We start from the raw sequence: 342 nt of genomic DNA on the forward strand, positions 1-342 counted from the left end.
TGTAGCCGCTCGCCCTTTTTTTGTCAAGCGATCGCCTCAAAAAAAAGCCGGTCCACAGCGGATAGGTGTTGCTACCTTGTCTGAAGAATTGCCAGGGCTTACGCAATTTTTTTTCTTCCCAAAACACCCTCGGGGTGATATAATGGAACGTAAGGGTCAGGCAGGAGACTTAAGCAATCTGTGCAATGCTTAAAAGCCCTGCCTGGGGTGACGGTTTAATTATAGCCGATCGCCCTTTTTTTGTCAAGCGATCGCCTCAAAAAAAAGCCGGTCCACAGCACAACCGCAGATAGGTGTTGCTACCTCTTCTGATGAGATAAATTTCCAGGGCTTACGCAATCT

Annotated in this window: 1 protein-coding gene; it reads left to right on the forward strand. The window is 47.7% G+C overall.

The genetic code is table 11. From position 1 onward, the window contains the following. Window positions 1-193, forward strand: a 193-nt coding sequence (locus tag AC0QH1_RS04875) for a hypothetical protein (protein WP_324629787.1), incomplete at its 5' end; no start/stop codon positions are given. Between the last annotated feature and the right edge of the window lie 149 nt (window positions 194-342).

Source organism: Phormidium sp. CCY1219 (assembly GCF_055795085.1).